Source organism: Bradyrhizobium sp. KZN70725 (assembly GCF_055264925.1).
Map to the genome: position 1 here is coordinate 1 of NZ_JBUYWT010000150.1, position 2,627 is coordinate 2,627.

At 61.9% G+C, this 2,627-nt stretch carries 2 protein-coding genes; both read left to right on the forward strand.

The window, feature by feature from the left end; all coding sequences use genetic code 11:
* Positions 1–196: 196 nt before the first annotated feature.
* On the forward strand, positions 197–1,732 hold the full coding sequence (gene istA / locus ACZBJS_RS42285) for an IS21 family transposase (RefSeq protein WP_463440304.1): 1,536 nt from the start codon (positions 197–199) through the stop codon (positions 1,730–1,732).
* A 14-nt stretch (positions 1,733–1,746) separates the two neighbouring features.
* Entirely contained in the window at positions 1,747–2,499 is a 753-nt protein-coding gene (istB, locus tag ACZBJS_RS42290; protein WP_463440305.1) for an IS21-like element helper ATPase IstB, read from the forward strand.
* Positions 2,500–2,627 lie beyond the last annotated feature (128 nt).

The following is a 2,627-nucleotide window of genomic DNA, read 5'->3' on the forward strand; positions in this document are numbered from 1 at the left end:
TGCGGATTCCGATTTATTCCGGCCGGGTATTCCGATTTGAAGCCGGCCACCGTTCCGAAATGAAGCCGGCCACCGTTCCGAAATAAAACCGGCCGGCATTCCGATCTGAAGCCGGCCGGCTTTTCGGGAAGGCAGCGTTTTCGTTTGGGTCAGTCCCTCGGGCATCAAGTCCCTCGTCGATCAACGGGGGAAGCGGATGCCTGCGAAGAGAGAACTGACCATGCGACAGATACGACAAATGCTGCGGCTTGCCCGTGACGGGGTGAGCGCCCGGGAGATCGGCCGCACGCTCGGGGTGGCGCGCAGCACGATCCAGGACAATCTCAAGCGCGCCTCAACTGCCGGGCTTGCGTGGCCTTTGGCCGGCGATCTGACCGATGCTGTTCTTGAACAGCGCCTATTTGCCCACGCAGGCGTCAGGCGCGGCTTCCGTCGGCGCATCGAGCCAGATTGGGCCTCGCTTGCCTGCGAGCTGAAGCGGCCTGGCGTCAATCTGATGGTGCTTTGGGAAGAGTACCGCGCGGTTCACCCGGAAGGATATGGCTACAGCCGGTTCTGCGATTTGTTCCGGGAGTTCGAGCGGCGCCTGTCTCCGACGATGCGGCAGGATCATCCGGCCGGCGACAAGGTCTTTGTTGATTACTCCGGCAAGAAAATCATGATCGTCGATTACAACACCGGGGTTGTGCGTGAAGCGGAAATCTTCGTCGCCGTGCTTGGCGCCTCGAATTACACCTACGCCGAGGCGACCTGGACGCAGACACTTCCGGACTGGATCGAGGCCCATGTTCGCATGTTCCGGTTCTTTGGCGGGGTGCCACGGCTTGTCGTTCCGGACAATTTGAAGTCCGGCGTCCACCGGGCCTCGTTCTACGATCCTGAAATCAATCGCAGCTACGGGATGATGGCGTCCCATTATGGCGTCGGCATCCTTCCGGCACGGCCACGAAAACCCCGGGATAAGGCAAAAGTGGAAGCCGGGGTGCGTTTTGCCCAGACCTACATCCTGGGGCGGCTTCGCCGGCAGACCTTCTTCTCGCTGGTCGAGGCGAACGCGGCCATCGCCGCCGCGCTGGAGCGGATCAACGCGCACGTCATGCGCCGGCTCGGGGTTAGTCGTCGACAATTGTTCGAGACGGTCGAGATGCCTGTCCTGGCGCCGCTGCCGGACGCCGATTATCAGTTCGCGGAATGGCGCGTGGCCCGCGTGTCGCTCGATTATCACGTCGAGATCGATGGGTTCTTTTACTCTGTTCCCCACGGGCTGATCCGGGAGCAGGTCGACGTTCGCGCCACCACCCGGACCATCGAGTTGTTCCATCGGGGGGCGCGTGTTGCAGCTCACCAGCGCCGTTACGGCGGCCGCCGGCACGGCACCGATCCCGACCACATGCCCAGCGCGCATCGGCGTTACGCCGAGTGGACTCCCGAGCGGTTCCGTCGCTGGGGACGATCGATCGGACAAAACACCGAAGGTCTCGTCCTCGCCATCCTGGCCAATCGGCCTCATCCCGAACAGGGATTCCGGACCTGTCTGGGTGTGCTTCGGCTGTTCAAGGATCTCGATCCGGAACGCGCCGAGCTGATCGCTGCCCGCGCCATCGCGGTCCGCGCGCTGACCTACAAGAGCATTGCTTCGATCATCGCCAACAAACTCGACCGCAGCGCTCGCGCCACTGATGACGCGGTCGTCGACCATCCCAATCTCCGCGGCCCCGGCTACTTCCATTGAAAGGAAAATCCAGCATGCTGACCCACCCCACGCTTGACCTGCTGCAAAATCTCGGTCTCCACGGCATGGCCAAAGGCTTCAAGGAGCTTGATGCCCAGCCCGAAGCGCGCAGCCTCGAACATGCCGAATGGCTGGCCCTGCTCCTGGAGCAGGAGAAAACGCAGCGTCAGCAAAAGCGGTTTGAAAGCAGAGCTCGCGCCGCCAAACTGCGTCATGCCGCTTGCGTCGAGGATGTCGACTACCGCGCTATCCGCGGGCTCGACCGCACGCTCTTTCTAAAACTCGCCGCCGGCGACTGGATCCGGGCAAGACATAATCTTCTCGTCACCGGGCCGTGCGGCGTTGGCAAAAGTTGGCTTGCGTGCGCGCTCGGCCACAAGGCTTGTCGGGATGACTTCGCCGTTGCCTACCATCGTGTCCCGCGTCTGTTCGCCGCTCTCGCACTCGGCCGCGCCGATGGACGGTATACCAAGATGCTGCGGGCGATCGCACGGCTCGACTTGCTGATCCTTGACGACTGGGGACCAGAACCCCTCGACGCAGAACAACGCCGTGATTTGCTCGAAATCGTCGAGGATCGATATGAAGCTCGTTCGATCATCGTCACCAGCCAGCTGCCCGTCGACCGCTGGTACGAAATCATCGGAAACCCCACCATCGCCGACGCCATCCTGGATCGCCTCGTTCACAATGCCTATCGCATCGAACTCAAGGGAGAGAGCCTCAGGAAGCAGAAGCAACCCGCTCAAGGCCAACCGGTCTCTTGACCTTCCCAGCCCTCAACGACATCATGAATTTGACCCATGCGAACGACGCCACGGGTGGCCGGCTTCAGATCGGAATACCCGGCCGGCTTCGAATTGGAATGCATGGCCGGCTTCGTCGGAATCCGCAG

What these genes read in the sequence shown, in the direction of transcription:
- istA (WP_463440304.1), top strand. Translation starts at nt 197, where the DNA reads ATGCCTGCGAAGAGAGAACTGACCATGCGACAGATACGACAAATGCTG.
- istB (WP_463440305.1), top strand. Translation starts at nt 1,747, where the DNA reads ATGCTGACCCACCCCACGCTTGACCTGCTGCAAAATCTCGGTCTCCAC.